Origin of the sequence: Chitinophaga sp. GbtcB8, assembly GCF_019091455.1 — a bacterium.
In the GTDB taxonomy this organism is placed as follows: domain Bacteria; phylum Bacteroidota; class Bacteroidia; order Chitinophagales; family Chitinophagaceae; genus Chitinophaga.
The window spans coordinates 56,831-76,326 of record NZ_JAGXJN010000021.1 but is presented as its reverse complement, the minus strand read 5'-3'; the positions used below and the strand labels follow the sequence as shown (position 1 = coordinate 76,326).

Here is a 19,496-nt window from a genome sequence, read left to right as displayed (position 1 = left end):
TCATTCAGCTGTTTTCACTATAGTTACGGGCCCCAACAAACCGGCTTCCAGCAGCGGGCTTCCCTCTAAACGGTAAGGCGCTGTAGTGCGGGTAAAACGCTGTGCTTCCGGCAGGTTGTGATCTCCGATCAAACGGTTGGCCCAGGTGTTGGACACTTCGATCTTTAACTCGTTGCTGCCGGCGCGCAGGGCTTTTGTAATATCCACGCGGTAAGGTGCGGTCCAGGCCACACCACAGGGTATGCCATTCAGGGTAACTTCCGCAATGTTGGCTACCCGTCCTACATCCAGCCATATACGGCCGGTAGCTGCTTTCCAGTCAAATGTTTTCGTATAGGCGGCAGTGCCGGAATAATAGCGGATAGTGCTATCGGTATGTTTACTCCAATCCTGCAGCTGAGAGAATGTTATGGATTGTTCAGGGCCTCCTGCTCTTTTACCAAAAGCAGCTTGCCAGCCACCCGTAAGGGTTTGCAGCGTTTTTGGCTGCGTCCAGTTCTGACCGGTATGCTGTTCTTTTTGCGTGGTTGACTTGCGCAACACTATGAATATGGAACCTGAAGGTCCTAATTGCAAAGGCAGGAGGGTACGCCCTTTTTCAACAGCCCATTCTTTTGCTGTTTGGATATCACCGGTTACCGGGTCCCATAGCTCTGGTACCTTACCGGCTATACGAAGTGAAACATCCAGGATGCGGCTAGTATCCAGCTGGTTGGAGATGAAATAAATATCTGCATCCGGCAGCTGGCGGTGGGTCCATACTACACCGGGTTGTGTGACCACATCCCTTTCCAGGCGCCATTCCTGCCAGGTTTTTAATTTTAGTGTCTGCATGATCCGGCGCACCGTATCATCACTGGCAGGGAAACCGGATAGGCCTGGCGCATGATCTGCATGTTCCTCGGTAAGTATTGTAGCACCTGCTTTCACCAGCTCCTGCAAACGGGTAGCCACTTCCGGCGATAACATCTTTGCATCCGGCGACATAGGATGCGGGCCAGGTAATACCAACGCGGCATAACTGGCACCACCCGGCAGCTCAATGCGTCCGTTGTGCACTTCTGTTAACCGTAACAAGGCATCACGGTTAAAAGAATCATATCCATCTTCTGCAATACCGGGTAAAGCGGTTAACCTATCCGGTAATATGGCACGGCGGGGTATTTCCTCTCCGGTAAATACGGCTACATCCACTACCGGCCGGCCTTGCTGTAACAGGGCCTGGCAACGTTGAGCATAGCTAACCCAGGCGCGGCCCGGTTTCCACCAGGTTTGATCCCGCTGAAAATAAAGCCCTACTCCGTCCAGCGTCATGCCCGGAGCACGGTCTGTCCAGGGATTGTGCGCAAATACGTGATACACCAGGCGGTTCACGCCCATAGCGTAATTCTTATCCTGCAAGGCTTTTAACATGGCAGGATGCTCATCCCAGGCCATGCGTAATTCCGTAAAAGCTTCTGACTGTATGATCTGTTTTCCATAAATATGCGCGCCGGAAATAGCGTCCAGCATATCATTGGGTTTATCGTGTGTAGGTGACCGTAGCCAGAACTCACCCATGGGAATATCCACTGCGCTGTAATGCGCCATGCCGTCGCTGGTCATGGTAGGAGCTACGTTTTCAGCACTAAAGCTGCAACCCTTTTCCCGCGCCAGCTTACCCATGGTGCCGTAAAAATTATCTACTACCAGCTCAGAGATCGTTTGGCGAATGTCGTGTAAAAAACGTTCAGAGATGTTAGCATTTTGCACCGGGATACCAGCCATTACCGGCAAATAAGTGTACAGGTCATATCCCCTGCGGCGGCGAAATTCTTCACGGAATACCGGCGACCAGTTCTGGCTGCCGCATTCCCAGCTATCCACATGAAATACTTTTAACACGCGGCCGGCTAACGCAGGTCCTACCTGCCTGAAGGCTTCACCAAACCACTTATCAAACTGCAGACGGATGGCAACAGGATTAAACTTATCGCACTCCAGCCCCATACCCGCGCCACCGGTAGCATTGGTATGACCGGTAGAGGTATGGCCGATACGCAGGATAGTCCAGCGGCCGGGTGGTACCTGCCATAACAGGCGGCCCTGTTTATCTAATTTACCAGTTAGGTTAATGATCTTATTCAACGGCACACATAATGAATCCGGCACCTGCGCCGTAGTAGTACGGCTGCTGATGCGCCAGATCTCCCCATTCTTTCCTTCAAACTGGTGCAGGCGTGGCTCGCCGGATAATGTAATACCGCATACTTTTAAAGTGGTTTTCCATTTGGCAGCATCCAGGTCTTCTGATCCGGCTTCTGAACCGGTGCTGTCATATACAAAACGGAAATAACGTGCAGTCGTTGGGGTGATGGCATGCGTTACACCAAAATCATTATCCTGCCAGCCATGGCGGGGCGCTTCCAAACGGCCAATGCTGTGAAAGTTTTGCCCGTCATCGCTAACGGTTACTATCAGGCGCTGCGCCTGGTAGTTGGGTCCGTTGGTGCGGATGTGAATGTTGCGGCAGGTGAAGGGTTTATCAAATGCATACTGGATCCAGCAGGCGGCTTCACTGCGAAAATTCTCTTTGTTATTGGGATCCAATAAAAAGTGCGCATCTATGCCGGCCTGGCTGGTGCTTACCACCGGCACAGGAGCTGGCGCTGTTCCCGGCAAAACAGGATAAGCCAGTACCTGGATATCTTTATAATAACCTTTATAGGCTGGCGGGGTTAACAAGGTGTCATTAAACAGGCGGTTACCCTCCACCTGCGTTTCTGACCACACCACTTTCTGCATGGAGAGCTCCGGTGTTATCCAGGGGCCGCCGGCCAGTGCAAAACCATCACAATCATGCATAGCGATCTTCAAGCCTAAGCGGTCTGCTTCCTGCATAGCAAAACGCACCATCCCCCACCATTCCGGCGTTAGCTGTGCTACCTGCGGCTGCATCAGTGGCGGGTTAGCGGCTCCTTTTATAGGCATCAGGTAAGCGCCGCCAATACCTGCCTCCTTCATTGCTTCCAGGTCGGCGGTAATACCCGCCTTTGATACGCTGGCCTGCATCCAGTACCAGAATACCCAGGGCTTAGCTGAAGCAGGCGGCTGGCGGAAATCCCTTTCCAGGTCATGCTGCTGCGCTATAACCGGCAGTGATAACATACATGCCCATACGTAAAACAGTATTGTTCTTATACCTTTCATTAAGCCTGTTGAAAAACCGATTTCAGATATTTAGTATTTGCACTAAAGTTCCATTTTACATTACGCGGGTCCTGCGCATTGCGGGAGCGCTCTATCACCAGCCAGCCGCTCCAGCCCATTTTGTCCAGCGTATGTTTTACTTTAGGTAAATGAATGCGGGGGTTATCCTGCAGCCATACACCATCTTTATCAGTACAGTGGATCTGGCAGATACGGTTCTTACCCAGGATACGCAATTCCTTTTGCAGATCACGGCCTGCTTCCAGCGCATTGGCAAAGTTGAAATAGCTCTGGATGGCTGGGGAGCCAATATCATCCAGCAGCTTTACTTCTCCGGCAGCATCCAGGGATGTTTCTATTCCAATGATCACATTTGCTTTCTCTGCCTGCCTTGCTACTGCCTGCAAACGCTGTACAATTACGGGGCGCAGGTCAGGATGCTGTACCAGGTCGCCCTGTATGCCCAGTGGCAGGAAGGCTACTTTTACATTCAGCTGGGTCATAGTATCAATGCAGTCCTGCACCATTTTGTCTACCCCCGGGCGTTCTGCAAATGACTGTGCATAAAAACCCGACATCGCAACAGAGCTAATTTCCAGGTTCAGCTCTTTTGCTTTGTCCAGGAACTGCTGGCGCAAAGCAGGATCAACGAGCTTATTATCAAAAGTTTCCCGGTTGCCTAAACCGCCCATATCCAGCTCTACGCCATCGGCGCCAATATCTTTGGTAAGCTGAAATGCGCCCAGCTTTTGCCTTTTCAGGATCATCCAGTCGCACACAGCTATTTTATAACGCTGATCTGTATTTGCAGATGTAGTAGCAGCCAAAGCGAATTGCCGGTGTAGTAAACCTGCCGTGAGGGCAAGGGAAGTATTCAGAAGGAAATGACGACGATGCATGGTTAATTAGATTACGGATTATCACTTTGGCCATTGGCCATTTTTAATCTCTGTAAGCTGCAGCTGTTTGGGATCTATTTTCACATACTTGATGCGCTCCCGGCGCCAGGTATATACAATGTGAATAGAACCATCCTTTGCGCAGATCACAGAAGGATAGGAATACTGGCTGATGGGTGAATCTTCCAGCACCAGCGCGGCATTCCACACTTTACCATCTTTGGATATAGCTACGTTTAAAGGTGTGCGCGGGCCTTTGGGCTTACCATCCGGTGGCAGCACATGATTATATACCAGCAGCTGCCGGCCATCCTGCATGGTTACTGCATCCGTACCGGAATTATTATTTGGCAGATCAATAGGCGCTATAGCCGACCAGCTGCGGCCCTTATCTGTTGACCAGGATTCCAGGATCGCGCGGTTCTTGCTTCTGCAAAGGATCTGCAGCCTGCCATCTTTGTAAAATAGCACGCTGGGTTGTATAGCGTTGTAAGTTTTTCCATCATTGATAGGTCCTACCTTTTCCCAGGTATAACCATTATCTTTTGTGAGCTCAAAGTGTACTTTCCAGCCATCACCTTCTGTACTGGACGCGCATAACAAAGTACCATCACTTAACAACACCGGTTTATTCTTAACCGGTCCTAAATAACCATCAGGCAAGGCTTTGGGAGCCGACCAGGTAGTACCGCCATCTTTTGAGCTGATCATCCAGCCTTTCCATTGCGCTACTTTAGGACCTATTTTATAGAACAGCAACAGATCACCGCCGGGTACCTGGTATAATACCGGGTTCCAGCAGGCATAACGGGTAGTGTCGTTCTTTTTACCATTGGCTACTTCTACCGGCGCCGTCCACTGGCTTTTTGCTGTTGCTTTATGGCTTACCCAGATGCTTACATCAGGCTTGCCCTCTTTAGTACCGCCAAACCAGGCTGCTACAAGCCCTTTCGGGGTTTCTGCAATGGTGGCCGCGTGGCAGGATGGGAAGGATGCTTTCTCAAAAATGAATTCGTCTGTCAGGATCCCCTCTTTAAAAGTACGCGGCTTACCTGTTTGGCCCTGGCTGCTGAGCGCTACGAGTAATAAAAACCCGGCACAAAAAATACGTTTATACATAATAGTTATTTACTGCTTTCAAATTCATAATTCCCGGAGCCTACCTCAAACACGGCCCGGCCACCTTCCATACGCAACCACTTCACACCAGCTGCTTTGGCAGCAGCGTTACCGCTTTCCTTTACCTGTGCAGCAGCTGTAGCGGGTATATATACCAATACGGTTGTATTACCAGGCACAGAAATATTCCAGGTAAATGTACCGTTCCTGTTCTTCCACTCGCTTTTAATAGTACCGTGAATGGATTGATAGGAGGCATTTACTGTTTGCAGACCTTCCGGCAAAACCGGCTGCATAATCACTTGTTTAAAACCCGGAAAAGCTGTGCTGTTACGGATACCCGCCAGGTCTTCATAATACCAGATCAGCAGATCACCCAGCAGCATTACGTGGTTATGGGAGTTCATAGCGGGGTTGGCAGTGTCGCCATTCCAGAGCTCCCAGATAGTAGTGGCGCCACGGTCTATCATATATCCCCAGCTGGGATAATCGCGGTTAGCGGCAATGTGAAAGGCCAGCTCCGGCTTACCCCAGCGGCTTAACCCGCGCATGAGCCATTGCGTGCCTATTACCCCGGTGCTGATATGCCCTTTATATTCCTGCTGTATTTTATTTACAATATTGTTAAACACCTGTTTTTCAGCTGCGGCGGGTGTTATTCCAAAATACAGTGGCAATAAGTTAGCTGTTACTGCATTATTACTGTATTGTGCAGTAAGCGGGTTAAAGAATTTCTGATTAAAGGCTGTGCGGATGTGCACACATAAGTCTGCAAATGCCTGCGCATCCTGCGGTTTATGCAGCACTTTTGCAAAACGCTGCATTAAAAATAACAGGCGGTAATAATAAGCCGTAGCCAGTAAGGTACCATCTGTATTGCGGGTAGAATCCCTGGAATGAATGAGCTGTAATGATTCCGGCGGCACACACCAATCACCGTATTTATCTTTAGTGATGATATAGTCTTTCATGTACTTAGCGCGCATGTAGGCCAGCCACTTCTTCATGGTATCATAATGTTTGGCAATAACACGCTGATCGCCAAACTGCCCGTACAACATATCTGCCACCAGGATGTAGGTGCCCGGCCAGGTAACATTATCACTGTAATAACGCCAGTAGGCCGGCGCTACGTCCGGTATAGCGCCTTCCGGCGTTTGTGCTTCCTCAATATCATCCAGCCATTTGGCATATAATTTTGCATTGTCAAACAGGTAAGCTTCCCCATAAGCGCCGGTAGCGCGATCGCCCAGCCAGGGCATACGTTCATTACGCTGCGGGCAATCCAGCGGCATACCTTTGTAATTGCTGCGAATGCCCTGGTAAGCGTTATTAAAGATCTGGTTCAGTGTAGTATCTGAGGAGGTAAATGTGCCGGTGGTACTAATATTATCGTAGATCACCTGCCCTTCGAAATCCTGTACCGTGGGTGTGCCAGGATAATTGCTGATCTCCGCATACCGGAAGCCATGATATACAAACGCCGGATGCCAGGTTTCTGTGCTCCCTCCTTTTAGTGTGTACATATCCGTTACTTTGGCGTCCCGCAGGTTAGCGGTGTAAAGAGAGCCATCAGGTTGCAGGGTTTCTGCAAAACGTAAAGTGACATTCGTACCCCGCGGGCCTTTTACTTTCATTTGCAGCCAGCCTGCCATGTTCTGCCCCATATCAAGGATGAATACACCTGGCTTTAATTCCTTTATAGACCTGGGCTGCAGCCTTTCCATCACCTGCATTTTTTCATTCAGCTGCGCTCTTATAACACCACCGGGGGCCTGTACCAGTTCCGGCTGCAACCATTTATGATCATCAAAGCGGGCAGTGTTCCAGCCGGGCATTTCTTTGGTAGCATCATACTCCTCACCATCGTATTCATTATTGGTGCGGATAGGGCCATCGGTAGTTACTTTCCAGGAAGCATCACTGGCAATGGTTTCACGGGTACCATCGGCATATTCTATTTCCAGCTGCAGCAACATTTTAGGATAACCGAATGTGCGGATCTTTTGAGGTTTGTAAGCCTGGCGCATGGTAAAGAAGCGGCCATTGCCCAGTATAGTCCCTATTGCATTATCGCCCGGCTGCAAAGCGGCAGTTACATCGTAAGTATTGTACAATACACTTTTGGTATAATCCGTGGGCGCAGGCGCCAATACCTGGTTACCGATGCGCTGCCCGTTCAGGTACAGCTCATACCAGCCTAAGCCGGCTATATAGGCTGTGGCCCTTTTGACAGCTGGCTTTACTGCAAATGTTTTACGGAAGTAGCGGGCCGACAAACGGGAGAATTTACTTTGCGCGCTATCCCAGGGGAATGCACGATCCAGTCCTATCCAGCTGGCCTGCCAATCTTTTGCAGTTAACAGCGCCATGCTCCATTGTGCCGGTTCACTCCACTCACTGGCGCCTTGTGTGGTCCAGGTTCTTACCTTCCAGTAGCAAATTGTTCTGCTCTGTAAAGGTACACCTGCATACACCACCTGTACGGATTGGCTGCTGCTTACCTTACCGGAGCTCCACAGATCACCTTCATTAGCAGCCAGCTTTTCTGCAGATGATGCTACCAGCACCTGGTAAGCGGTTTGTAACACATTGCGCTGCGCGCTGCTGATCTCCCAGCTCAGGCGGGGTGCTGTAACATCAATACCTGTTGGGTTGGATAACATTTCGCAACGCAGGTTTTGCAGCTGCACATTCGCGGTGGCCTGCCCTGCGGTGCTAATGAGCATTGTTAATATGGCAATTAAATAGCGCATTAGTTTATGGCTGCTGTTTTTAATGACCGGATATAAAATGCCGCCTCATCCTCCGGCTCACCGGCATTGGGCAGGTCGTAGGTTTGTGCAGCAGGTGTGTCCGCATTAGGCTCATGCCGTGGCATACCGGTGCGGAATACAATACGGCTCACATTCTGCACGGGCGCAAACGTAAGCTGGTTTAAGGCATCCTTCCCATTAATGTTCACCGTATAAAAACGGGTGTAAGTATTTAGCGTGATGCGGATATTATATGTAGCGCCTGCCTCGTATTTCATGATGTTCTTGAACTTTGCGCCGGACTTTGCCCGCAGCACACCATCCGGCTCAAACATCAGCCGCACGCAGCCGCTGCCTTTAGCATCCTGCAGCTCTACATGCAGCAGGCCTTTGTTATTTTGCGCAGGTGTTATGGAAAACTCTACAGCTACTCTTTGTGTTTCCGGGAACAGGTGTTCTGCTTTAGCATAGTCGTACCGGTCCTTATCTTTCAGCGCCAGGGCAGGGCCATCCGGTGTTTGTTCCATTTTCACCGGCGCCCAACAGGGACTGTAAATATTCCATAAATTCAGCGCCGTATCCGGCCGCATTTCTTTAAACACATCATTTACCTGCTCCGTTGCTTTCTCCATTACCGGCACCTTTACGCGGGATACCCAGATATCTTCCTTACTCATACTGTAAGTCACCCACAGGTTGCCATCAGGCGGCGTGCCATTTTTTTCAGTGATACCCCGGATGTACTGCGGGCCGTAATCTTTGAAATTACCGTGGTAACGCAGAGGAGAGATCTCCCCGTGCACCAGCAGCATATTTGTGTATTCCAGGCCGTTATTACTTAAAGAAATGGCCAGCGGCCAGCGGTATTCGGAGGGATTGTATACTGTGGCATAACGGCCGTCAGCTGTACGCTGCCCCCAGATCTTGGCATTGGCATTTACAAAACCCGGCGCCCTTACTGCAGATTCCGGCCAGGTTTTGCCCTCATCTTTACTGATAGCAGTAAGCGCATTTTTCCACAGTCCCACTACCCTGCCATCCGGCAAATGGTAATAGCTTAATGCCTTGTATTGTTTTTTGAGCGGTATAAGCGGATCATTACGGTCAGATTCTTCATTCCACTGCTGTGTTACAAGCGGATCAGCCAGCAGCTCATTACAGGCTTCTACAAAACCCTTATCCTTGCTGCTGGTATAATAAGGATAAGAGGTGTTCTTTGCATTCCAGGCCGGGTTATAATGAATAAAATAAACAGGGCCGTAACTGCCATCCGGCAGTATTTCCCGCACCACACGGCCTATACCCTTTCCATCATTTGGATCATCATCTATATCCAGGCAAAAACCGTAAAAGGCCAATGCCAGCAAACGCTTTTTCTTAGAGGTATAAAATCCCATACGCTGGTGCATCACCGCATATAAATTATGCGCTACACCAGGCTGGCCTTTTTTGGTAGTGCCATCCGGTACTTTATACCGCGGAAAGATCGCTTCCGGTTTGGTCCAGCTGTAACCGTCTTTGGAGGTGGTTAATAACGTTTGGCCGGGGGGTATATGCTCACCAATGCTGTCACTTAAATATTCAAGGTAAAATTTGTTGTTCCAGTAAGCCAGCATGGGTGCGTGGTTGTATGTCCAGCCGGCGCCTTCCGCCATTTCAGGATGCTCGCGGTTAGCGCGCAGCACCTGTATGTTATGCACGCCCATGGCCGGACTTAGCTGCCCGTGGTGGTAATCAATATTCACGCGGGTTTGGCCGGTATAACGTACCGTATCTTGCGCGTTGCCTGTAATGGCGAGTAATAAGAGTGGAATAATATGCAGTAGTTTCCCGTTCATGCTTTAATGTTTATGTGTGCCTCACTTGTACACGTTTAGCGCTGTAGCGCATCCAATACTTCTTCTTTTACCTTTAAAATAGTGCCGTGCTTATGCCCTTCCGGCACCAGCACCTCCCCGGATATATCTGTGAATGTTTTGAAATCAGCTGTTCTAACCGCGCCATATTCTTTATCGCGGTAGGCATCAAAATAGATCAGCCAGTTCTGCCCGGCTTTTACTACGGCGGGGCCTTCTGTAAAAGAGGGTGTAAATGCCTTTGATACATTTTTGTACGGGCCTAAAGCCTGTGCGCTGAATGCTACTTTAATATCCCTTTCCGGGCGGGTATTGTCTTTTAAGATCAGCACATATTTACCTGCTGCCTGTTCTGTGATCACACAATCAATTACGCTGAAGCCCGGATCCAGGAACAGCTTAGCAGGGGTAAAGGTTTTAAAATCCTTTGTGGTGGTGTAATACATGCGGTGGTTATTATCCTCATCCTCCTGCCCTTTTGGAAAGCGGCGTGGAATGGTAGATGCCCAGATAATAATATACTGACTGGTAACCTTATCATAAAACAATTCCGGCGCCCAAACATTTACGGTAGCAGGCTCTTTTTCCATTACGTTAATGGCGCGCTGCTCCGACCAATGCACCAGGTCTTTTGAGCTGGCATAACCAAATCCCTTATCCCCTTTCCAGCCGCTGGTCCATACCAGGTGAAAAGTACCATCTGCACCCTGGATCATTGAAGGATCGCGCATTAATTTCTTTTCACCTACCTGCGGCTGCAGGAAGGAGCGGCCCAGATCCAGCCAGTGATATGCATCATAGCTGTATAACAGGTGCAGGCCGTCTGTAGCAGGCTCCCGGAAAGAGGTAAATAAATACACTTCTTTGCCGGGCGTATAGGTATCCAGTATTAATACCCAGTCGTTCCCATCTTTTTGCTCACCCGGCGGGTCAAAAGTGTTAACACCTTTGTTCTGGTATTTACCAATGATAGTTACAGTGCCATTGCGCGGGTTATACCAGGATGCTTTTACAGTGTCTCCTGCAATCTTACCCATGTTCACCGGTATGTTACGGCCATTGTACGTATAAATAAATGCATACTGCTGCCCGCGGGTGGCCAGTAACCGGTTATAGCGGCTTCCCTGCCCGCTGGCGATCAGCGACTGATCCGGTACCCGTTCAAAATAAGGACGTGATAACAGCAGGTTTTTCAGATACACCATTTGCTGCGCACCGGGATCGTTCATGGCGCTGGTCCATGTTTCACGTACGCCATAAGCGCCGTTGTTATCAGTGGGTTTATGCATTTGCATTACGGCGTTATGCCCGTATGTATAACCGGCAGCACCGGCAAAAACAGACCAGTAACCATAACGTCGCACATCACTGTCGGTCCAGCGGGGTTGCAGGCTATCGTGCAGGCCATGCGGAATGCCTTCGTAAGAGGGCTCTCCATCCAGTGTTGGTTTTGCCGGTGTAAGACGGTAATCTGTTACAATGTATTTCCAGTTATCTTCTCCATAGCGCATATCTTCTGCGCTGGTATCCTGCGCGTAAGTACGGTGGCCGGACTGCATCATGTTAAACTGCAGCCAGCTCTCTTTATGAAACCAGGTGGAGGATTGCATGCGGCCCCTGGGATGGTAAGTAACCAGGTGCGCAGTGTCTGCTGCATGCAGGGTGCTGCCAATGGCGTTCCATACCTGTATATGATCGCTTCCCTTTATATCGCCTCCATTCATCCAGATGATGTTGGGCTTATTTTTATAACGGGCAGCTAACCAGGCTGCATAGATCTTTGCATCCTGCTCACTTACATGGCCTTCTTTTACATTAGAGCCCCATACCGGCACCAGCGCCATGTACAGTCCTTTTTCTGCTGCTTTATCAACAATATAATCCACATGATCCCAGAAATCATATTGCGCAGTATCTGTAAAAGTATTGCCGGGTGTAGTTTTAGGGGTAGCTACATTTTTATTGATCAGGGCACTGTCGCCATAGGCATTTACCTGCTTCAGGTTATGCACCACCATTACCTGTATTACATTAAACCCTTTCTGACGGCGGTTTTCCAGGTAAGTATCCGCTTCTTCACGAGTAAGCTTATTAAACAATAACCAGCCGGTATCGCCTAACCAGAAAAAGGGCGCGCCACCGGCGGTTGTAAAATACCGGCCATTGGCAGAGATATGCAGCGGAGCTACCCGCTTCATTTGTGCCTGCACAGCACCAGTGATCATTAATAATGTTATGGATAGTATAAAACCAATCTTTTGCATGATTCCCGTTTATGTTTTATTTACTGCTTACCCAAACCACCACCGGGCCTGCCCCTGGGTTTTGTAAGGTAAGATCTTTGCCAGCTGCCTGTTCTTCTGTTTTCAACAGCTGCCCGTTCTTAGGATCAATCCAGTGAATGCTGCAGGTACCGGCAGCTTTGCTCAGGTCCAGCTGTATGGGTCCAGCTGCATTGCTGTAAACAATATATGCCTTACTGTTAGTCAGTGTAAACCGTCCTGCTGTGCTTTCAACAGGATGCATGGCCGCAGCCGCTTCCAGGAAATCCTTATCTGCTATTACCGGGATACCGGCCAAAGAACCACCGGCCATAAAAGCTGCCCAGGCAAATTCATCGTAAGCGCTGCCGGCATATACCACTGCCTTTTCCGGGTATTTATTTCGGTATTCGCTTACGGCCCGGTATACCTGCTCAAAAGTACTTTTCTTAGGTTTCAGCAGGCGGGCATGCTGGCGTGGCGCCAGGTTCTGGCCACCTAATGGTGCATAGGCACTGCCATCCGGCTGGTAGTGCCACTGGCGTATATCTATTACTGTTATGAGCTTTGAACGTACCGGGTCGGCCAGTATAGCATCCTGCACATCTTTGGTGGTGCTAAGGCCAATGGTTACTTTTTTACCGGTTTCCTTTTCCCAGGCCAGGATGGTATCTATCCAGAACTGAACAAAGGCCAGCGGCCCGGTAAATTCTGCTCCAATAAAATGGATCACTCCTGTATTACCTGCAAAACTCTCCATGCATTTGCGGATGTAGGCCTGGTGCAGCTTACGGCGTACCGGATTAGTTACATCATAAAACTGCTCCGCCATAAAAATGCGTTTATCACCTGCATAGGGAGGCGGTTCCGGGAAACCGGTATGATTGATATTGTTGGCGCTGCGCCAGGGAAAATCTGCATAGTGCGCACCGGCTTCAATAATGTTATGCTGAAAATAATCCTGGTGCACCAGCACTAATCCCTGCTGGTCGGCCAGGTTGGCAAACTGTTTCAGACGCATCCAGTACCATGCGTTGTATTTGGTAAGATCATACTGGCTCAGGCCATCCCAGGCGGTTCCATGCCCGCTGCGGGCAAAAGGCAGCTCGTAAAAAGGAGGCCATACTTCGCCATCCATACGGCGTATGCGTTCATGATCATCACGCCGGCGCTCATACCACAACCCATAATTATGTTCCAGGGATACAATGTGCTTATCCTTCATCCACTGCGCTACTTCCTGCAGATCGTCTGTAAGGCCGGTACCGGTGCGGCCGGGTACAAAGCGGGTTACATCGGGTTTGGATTCTTTAATACCATCGGGCCGTACATCTCCCCGCCACCAGGGCACTTCAAAATGCTCCCCGGTTAATACGGCATTGCCACGCAGCAGCCAGCCATTACTTACATGCATGGGAGCGGCCAGCGCAGGCGCTGTTGGTTTCGTATAACCTATATCGTTAATGGTTTTAACACCGGTTGTTTTTGTAGTAACAGGATTGCGGCTTGATGCCCCATCTATCCAGTCTGTTAGCTGCGGCAGCGGTTTTACAGCTGCCCGGATCAATGCAGCAGCCTGCTCCACACTGGGGCTGCTGGAAGCTTCTGATCCCACTGGCATCAGCTGCGCCTGCTGTTTAACGTCTTTGCCTAAACGATCGGCCAGCTGTGCATAATACAAGCTGCGGGGCGGAATATGTTCATTGGATTCGCCCCAGTACCCGTCACCTGAAAACTGTGCCCAGGTTGCAAAAGCCCAGTTGTTGGCAGTTGGCGGACGGTAACAGTCCACACGTGCAGCGCTGCATTGCCAGAATACACTGTTGGCGGCGCTCCATCCGGCGCCCTGCCCATCCTGCCCGCGGTTACCAAAGCGCAGGGCATTACCATCTACATTCACTACATCAAACAACACCCCGGAGGCCCAGCTATCAATGGCACCGCTGAAATTATTGGGTAAATGTGATTCACATTGTACAAAGGCATTAGGACCTGCTGCACAAAAACCTACAGCAAAATCGTGGTAACCATATTCCGCATAAATACGCTGGAACAGGGTTTGCTGTCCCATCGTCCAAAAGCTATAACGGCGCTGCCCGCCTATTTCAGAAACAGGGTGCAGCGATTTGCAATCTTCTACCGTGATACGTTTGCTTGTTTCCAGCGCCAGCACTGCTGATCCTGCAAAATGTTCAAAGGTTACCTGGCGTACCCAGGCATCGCAAACATTTTCCAGGGTAATGGCCATCCAGCGGTGAGCTTCATCTTTTGGATTGTTTGTATCGTAGGTAGACTGGCAGCGCAGGTTTTCAACACCTGTTTGCTCAATACGGCCCGGCCAGCTGTATGTGGCCAGGGTACCGCCGCCATAAGCAGTATCCAGCGCAGTGGTTAAGGGCACATCCAGCGTAATGGCATCACCGTTTACCGCTACTATGGTACGGTCCCAGTCTATATTACGCTCGCCCGGTTTCCAGCCCAGTGTAGTAATACCTCCGCCCATGTGATCCATACCTAAAATCTCTATCCATTCTTTAGTGCTAGGACGGTGTACCAGTACTTTATCGCCTGCCTTAAAACCCTGCGTTGCAGCTACATGAATAGTGCGTGCATTTACCGGCACATAGGCATCGGTAATTTTAACGGGTGTAGTGGTGCTGCGGTCAGGCTGGCCATATATGCGGATGAGCGTTTGCCGGTCAGGACCTGTGCCTACTAATGTAGTACCCTGCTCCCCTGCCCCGCTGCCGCGTAATACCACGCCGGTAGCGCGCATGTGCAGGCTGCCGGCTATTTCATACCGGCCTTTCTGCAGCAGCACTGCGCCGCGTATGCCCTGTTTATCTGCCGGCAACGCAGCCACATAATCCAATGCCGCCTGTACAGGTACGGTAGCATCGCCCTTTATAACAGGCACTACTATACGTACCGGTACATCCGGAATGGGTTGTTCGCTGGCCATATAACCGCAATAGGAAAAATCAGGGATCCGGTTGCCCTGCTCATCGGGTGCATATACTAAATGCCCGCTGGTATTGAGCGCCACCGGTGGTGTAGGTTTAGTTTTTTTCTGTGCATATACGCCGGTTGTGATACCCAGCGTCAGCACACAAAATATGTTGATCAGTTTCCGGTTCATTCTTCTTTTGTTAAAACGAAGTTAGAAGTAAGAAGTAGGATGTACGACATAAGAAGCCTGGTTGCTACTTACATCATACATCCTACTTCATATTTCTACGCCGTATGCTTACTTCCTGCTTTTTCTACATTCCCTTTCTTTTCTTCCAGCCGGCTTCTACTTCTTTCATGTTGTAGCCGGCGGCGGAAAGGTAATTGTTAATACGGCCTTTATATTTTCCGAACCAGGCGTGCTTCTTTTCTGAAGAACCTGCATCCATAGCATGTTCGCGGGCTTCTACCAGCCAGGCCATCATCTGCGCTTTCTGCTGCTGGGTAAGGTTAGGCATCATATCCATGTACACGCCGTAAGTGAGCGGCAGCACACCATAGGTCATGCCATCCTTTACCTGGTCTACCTGCGCAGGATTCAGCTTTCCTGACAGCTTAGCCAGGTATGCCTGGTGCAGCGCATTCAGCTTTTTATTGGTAGCATCTTCAATTCCCTGCATACGGGCATCCAGCGCAGGTTTGTCATCCTTCAATTCCTCTTTGGCCGCCTTTACCTGTGTTTCCCGTTCCATTTGGATCTTATTCAGATCCTGGTATTGCTGTGCAATAATATCACGCACCTGTGTGGATACTGTAGTATTGCCCATATTCATGGAAGCCACGATCTTATCGGCCCGCTGGGTTACCACCCTCACATAAGCTGTATCTGTACCAGCGGCACTTTGCGCAACTACCGGGGCGGTAGCCAGCATACATCCTGCTAAAAATAAATATTGTAATCGGTTCATAACAATCATTGTTATTAACGGCTCATCTGGCCACTGGTTTTACCTGAAAGTGTATTAAAATTGTTCTTCGGATCTTTCCAGTTCACTTTTTTATCCGGGTTAATGCCATTGATGAATTTTTCAATGTTCGTATAACCATCGCCGTTCATATCCTTCACTGCATCGGCAGCATCTTTGGGATTCAGTCCATGTTTGCTTTCCCACTCATCGGGCATACCATCGCTATCAGAATCTTTGTAAGGTGTACCCTTGTATTCAGGATAACCGCCCACCTGGCTGATGTCGGAGATAATACCCTGTTTGTAGGAATCCTTATCCAAACGGCGGTGAATGTACTGGCTGCCAACATCTGTAGCTGTATTATCCTTATAAATGATCTTACCGGTGCGCACCTGTTCTACTACGCGGGTATCTACCGGGTCGCGTTTAGGTAAGGTAGCGCCAGCGTTTGCCAGTACAAATTCATATGCTTCCTTAGCAGACATAATTGCAATAGCCGGCATGGGCAAAGGTTTTACGATGCGCATATCATCGCGGTACTGGCCTGCATCTTCCTCATCTTCCACCTGCACACCACCGGCCCAGTTGTCTTTGGTGATCTTGTCGTAACCTTCCATAATATTACCGTTCACATATGCACGGCCAAACACTTTATATTTCAGCTTGCTGCGGCCTGATTCCGGTTTAATGATACGGTGGCCTACCGGCTCATCTTTCGGCGTAATGGGACCGGGTTTATAATAGTTATTGATGACATTGAACAAGCCGCGGTAATCGCTGCCATCCATGGTACGGTGCTTCCAGTTAAATACAACGTTATTCACAAAGTTAAACTGTCCAAACCAGCCAATAGACGGGTTACGCCCGGTATTGCAGGCCCACAGGTTACGCATGAATGTACAGTTCTCACCGCCAATGGTGCTGCCAAAAGAATGGTTGTATGTGTCCAGCGCTTCTGAAGATATACAGTTCTGAATGGTAATGTTAACGGTGGGCAGCTTCTCGTCCTGTGAACCATCTCCAGGATTATACATGTGACGGTACATAGAGATATTTTCATCCAGGCCCCAGCTGGTGGAGCAATGGTCTATGATAATGTTGCCTACAGGATTGCCACCCAGCGCATCGTCCCGGCGGCCTACGTTGGTTTCACCACGGCGGAAACGCATAAAACGGATGATCACATCATGTGTGTTGATCCACACTGATTCCCCTGCTACACACACACCATCGCCCGGTGCAGTTTGTCCTGCAATAGTGATATAAGGTGCACGGATGATCAACGGGCTTTTTAAATGTATAATACCGGCTACGTTAAATACAATAACGCGGGCGCCGCCCTGTTCTGCTGCATCGCGCAGGGTACCGGGGCCACGGTCTTCCAGGCTGGTTACCACGTACACTTTGCCGCCACGGCCGCCGAATGTATAGGCGCCGCCGCCTTCTGCACCGGGAAATGCAGGAATATCAGCCTGCGGCAGATCCGTTGGCCTGGAAGCCCAGGGCACAAAAGGTTTACCATGTTTTGCATCCTCATTAATAACCGGCAATGCTTTTTCCCACGCTTCATCAGACAAGCGCTGCGCCTCTTTCAAAGCCGCTTCATTGGCCGCCTGTATATCCTTTGGTATAGTCGGATATTGTGCCAGCACGGGCTGGGCCAGTCCCAGTGCAACAGTGCACGTAAGTGCAACAAAATAGTTCTTCATCTTCTTATTATTTCAGTTTAACAACATAAGCATGTCCGTGTATCCGTTTGTATCTTATTGAACGGGATCAAAGCTGCCGCCCCAGCCAACATTCTGATCCAGCTTAGGATTATTATCTATGGCTGATTTAGGGATGGCGAAGAAATAGTATTCCGGTTTCCAGTTAACGGCGTACTTGGTATCCATTATTTTTGGTGCGATGGTGAGATAGCTGGTATAAGCCATATCCAGGTCCATTTTATCACGTTGCGCTTTAAAGTCTGCAGCGCTGATCGCATCTGTGTTCAAGGTAATAATAACACCTGTACGTTTCTTGCCATTCAACACATTTTCAAACATTTTCCAGCGGCGCAGGTCCCAGAAACGTTTGCCTTCAAAAGCAAATTCATACAGCCTTTCATCCAGGATAGCGCTAAACATTTCAGCGCGTGTCATACCTGCTTTTAAGCCGTAGAGCTGATCTGCACCGGCATCAATGCCTGCACGTTTACGAATGGCTGTTAACTGCTCGTATGCTTCTGCAGTATTATTCACGCCACAAGCAGTTTCTGCCAGGGTCAGTAACACTTCTGCATAACGGATCTCCATCCAGTCGGTACCGGAGTATTGTACATTACCGGTAGTTACTGCCGGATCAATTGCTTTGCGGCAATAGAAACCAGTGTTGCTGGCCTTGCCGGTTTCCGTAGAAGTATTGCCTACAAAGTAGGTCCAGATCTTGTAGTCATTTACGCCGTTCAATGGCCAGGTAGCACCATTAAAAGCAATGGTGTTATCAAACCTGGGATCGCGGTTCTTATAGAAGGTTTGTGCATTGTAGGTGTAAGCGCTGGTAGCATCCGTGATCTTCTTACCATCTTTCATGGGGAAAGCATCCACCAGCTCTTTGGAGGGCTGGTTAGAACCACCGCCGGTACCGTTTATCGACGGACGTGTGCTGTTATCATACCCATTATTCTTTTTAGTCTGGTCGCCGGAGAGGTTGTTATAACAGGTTACAAATACTGCTTCGGGATTATTCACTTCTGAAAACCACATATTCTGGAAAGAAGAATTAAGACCATAACCGTTGGAAGAAAGCAGGTCTTTTGCAGCTTTGGCTGCAGTGTAAGCAGCCTGCCACCTGTCTGCCAGGTCAGAAGGATTAAATTCAGGGCTGGCCCAGTATAACAGCGCTCTTGCTTTCAATGCAGCAGCTGCGCCACTGGTAATGCGGCCCCAGTCATTTGTGTTGGCCCATCTGGCGGGCAGGGCAGCTATGGCTGCATCCAGGTCTTTTACAATTTGTGCAATACATTCGGAAGTTTTGTTGCGGGGTACATAGTCTTCCTGTTTAGCTTCATCGCCCACTGCACTTTGCGGTTCCAGGATAATGGGTACGCCACCGTATAATTTCACGAGCTCAAAATAACGCCAGGCGCGGAAAAATAATGCCTGGCTTTTTAAAGTTGTTTTCCAGGTAGTGGTTAAGGAACCGCCATCCACCTGTTGTATAAACAGGTTAATAGCACGGATCTTACCAAAGGCATTATTAGCATCCAGCTTGGTGCCAAAATCATTTACATCATTTGGCTGCAGGGTACCTTCAAAATATTTGCTTTCGCCATAAGATTCATCAGACAGGTTGCCGCTGGTGCCCCAGGTGCCGCCCCAGCCGGGCAGGTTCTGGTCATAGATATAATCAAGATAGGTACGTGCCAGCACGGAATCATTAAACACCAGGTCGGCCTGCAATGAGCCCAGGTCCCTTTTATCCAGCACCTTACTACAGCTTGCCATAGATAACAGCA

General features: G+C 49.5%; 10 protein-coding genes. All 10 read right to left on the bottom strand.

The features are described 5' to 3' along the window. On the bottom strand, nt 1-3,189 hold the full coding sequence (locus KVT36_RS18480) for a glycosyl hydrolase (RefSeq protein ID WP_217604939.1): 3,189 nt from the start codon (nt 3,187-3,189) through the stop codon (nt 1-3). Further along, nucleotides 3,189-4,088 (bottom strand): sugar phosphate isomerase/epimerase, encoded by a 900-nt coding sequence (locus tag KVT36_RS18475; RefSeq protein ID WP_217604938.1) that lies wholly within the window; start codon nt 4,086-4,088, stop codon nt 3,189-3,191. Before KVT36_RS18475 ends, KVT36_RS18480 begins: the two co-directional genes overlap by 1 nt. Nucleotides 4,089-4,109: 21 nt before the next feature. Beyond that, the gene (locus KVT36_RS18470; protein WP_217604937.1) at nt 4,110-5,207 is read right to left on the bottom strand and encodes an exo-alpha-sialidase; all 1,098 of its coding nucleotides are present in this window, start codon (nt 5,205-5,207) and stop codon (nt 4,110-4,112) included. Between the two features lie 5 nt (nt 5,208-5,212). Then, nucleotides 5,213-7,963: an alpha-L-rhamnosidase gene (locus tag KVT36_RS18465; protein WP_217604936.1), complete on the bottom strand. Its 2,751-nt coding sequence runs from the start codon at nt 7,961-7,963 to the stop codon at nt 5,213-5,215. Further along, nucleotides 7,963-9,801, bottom strand: a complete 1,839-nt coding sequence (locus tag KVT36_RS18460) for an exo-alpha-sialidase (protein ID WP_217604935.1) — start codon at nt 9,799-9,801, stop codon at nt 7,963-7,965. Before KVT36_RS18460 ends, KVT36_RS18465 begins: the two co-directional genes overlap by 1 nt. A gap of 35 nt (nt 9,802-9,836) precedes the next feature. Beyond that, complete coding sequence (locus KVT36_RS32780; protein ID WP_254640081.1) at nt 9,837-12,083, bottom strand: DUF4038 domain-containing protein; 2,247 nt, start codon at nt 12,081-12,083, stop codon at nt 9,837-9,839. Nucleotides 12,084-12,099: 16 nt separating this feature from the next. Beyond that, complete coding sequence (locus KVT36_RS18445) at nt 12,100-15,219, bottom strand: DUF6298 domain-containing protein (RefSeq protein ID WP_217604934.1); 3,120 nt, start codon at nt 15,217-15,219, stop codon at nt 12,100-12,102. Between the two features lie 124 nt (nt 15,220-15,343). Then, nucleotides 15,344-15,997 carry a DUF3826 domain-containing protein gene (locus tag KVT36_RS18440; protein WP_254640080.1) on the bottom strand — a complete coding sequence of 218 codons (654 nt, stop codon included), beginning with the start codon at nt 15,995-15,997 and terminating at the stop codon, nt 15,344-15,346. A gap of 14 nt (nt 15,998-16,011) precedes the next feature. Then, nucleotides 16,012-17,706, bottom strand: coding sequence for a polysaccharide lyase family 1 protein (locus tag KVT36_RS18435; protein WP_254640079.1), 1,695 nt, complete (start codon nt 17,704-17,706; stop codon nt 16,012-16,014). A gap of 54 nt (nt 17,707-17,760) precedes the next feature. Next, nucleotides 17,761-19,485 carry a RagB/SusD family nutrient uptake outer membrane protein gene (locus KVT36_RS18430; protein ID WP_217604932.1) on the bottom strand — a complete coding sequence of 575 codons (1,725 nt, stop codon included), beginning with the start codon at nt 19,483-19,485 and terminating at the stop codon, nt 17,761-17,763. Nucleotides 19,486-19,496: the final 11 nt, after the last annotated feature.

Bases quoted from the DNA above. Each gene is read 5' to 3' on its own strand.
- KVT36_RS18470 (WP_217604937.1), bottom strand. From the start codon at position 5,207: ATGTATAAACGTATTTTTTGTGCCGGGTTTTTATTACTCGTAGCGCTC.
- KVT36_RS18430 (WP_217604932.1), bottom strand. From the start codon at position 19,485: ATGGCAAGCTGTAGTAAGGTGCTGGATAAAAGGGACCTGGGCTCATTG.
- KVT36_RS18465 (WP_217604936.1), bottom strand. From the start codon at position 7,963: ATGCGCTATTTAATTGCCATATTAACAATGCTCATTAGCACCGCAGGG.
- KVT36_RS32780 (WP_254640081.1), bottom strand. From the start codon at position 12,083: ATGCAAAAGATTGGTTTTATACTATCCATAACATTATTAATGATCACT.
- KVT36_RS18460 (WP_217604935.1), bottom strand. From the start codon at position 9,801: ATGAACGGGAAACTACTGCATATTATTCCACTCTTATTACTCGCCATT.
- KVT36_RS18475 (WP_217604938.1), bottom strand. From the start codon at position 4,088: ATGCATCGTCGTCATTTCCTTCTGAATACTTCCCTTGCCCTCACGGCA.
- KVT36_RS18435 (WP_254640079.1), bottom strand. From the start codon at position 17,706: ATGAAGAACTATTTTGTTGCACTTACGTGCACTGTTGCACTGGGACTG.
- KVT36_RS18480 (WP_217604939.1), bottom strand. From the start codon at position 3,189: ATGAAAGGTATAAGAACAATACTGTTTTACGTATGGGCATGTATGTTA.
- KVT36_RS18445 (WP_217604934.1), bottom strand. From the start codon at position 15,219: ATGAACCGGAAACTGATCAACATATTTTGTGTGCTGACGCTGGGTATC.
- KVT36_RS18440 (WP_254640080.1), bottom strand. From the start codon at position 15,997: ATGAACCGATTACAATATTTATTTTTAGCAGGATGTATGCTGGCTACC.